This window comes from Paenibacillus tepidiphilus (assembly GCF_008635795.1).
Classification (GTDB): Bacteria; Bacillota; Bacilli; order Paenibacillales; family Paenibacillaceae; genus Paenibacillus_AQ; species Paenibacillus_AQ tepidiphilus.
On record NZ_VWRQ01000081.1, the window covers coordinates 1 to 574 of the forward strand.

The 574-nt window shown below is 54.2% G+C and carries 1 rRNA gene; it reads right to left on the minus strand.

Annotation, left to right across the window (positions count from 1 at the left end):
* Positions 1-574 (minus strand): 23S ribosomal RNA (locus F1379_RS29585); the annotation flags it as partial.

Consider the following 574-nt stretch of genomic DNA (forward strand, 5'->3'; position numbering starts at 1 on the left):
CAATATCAGGCTACAGTAAAGCTCCACGGGGTCTTTCCGTCCTGTCGCGGGTAACCTGCATCTTCACAGGTACTATAATTTCACCGAGTCTCTCGTTGAGACAGTGCCCAGATCGTTGCGCCTTTCGTGCGGGTCGGAACTTACCCGACAAGGAATTTCGCTACCTTAGGACCGTTATTGTTACGGCCGCCGTTTACTGGGGCTTCAATTCGCACCTTCGCTTACGCTAAGCGCTCCTCTTAACCTTCCAGCACCGGGCAGGCGTCAGCCCCTATACTTCGCCTTACGGCTTCGCAGAGACCTGTGTTTTTGCTAAACAGTCGCCTGGGCCTATTCACTGCGGCTCTCTCGGGCTTGCACCCTAACAGAGCACCCCTTCTCCCGAAGTTACGGGGTCATTTTGCCGAGTTCCTTAACGAGAGTTCTCTCGATCACCTTAGGATTCTCTCCTCGCCTACCTGTGTCGGTTTGCGGTACGGGCACCTCTCACCTCGCTAGAGGCTTTTCTTGGCAGTGTGGAATCAGGAACTTCGCTACTATATTTCGCTCGCCATCACAGCTCAGCCAGATCGGA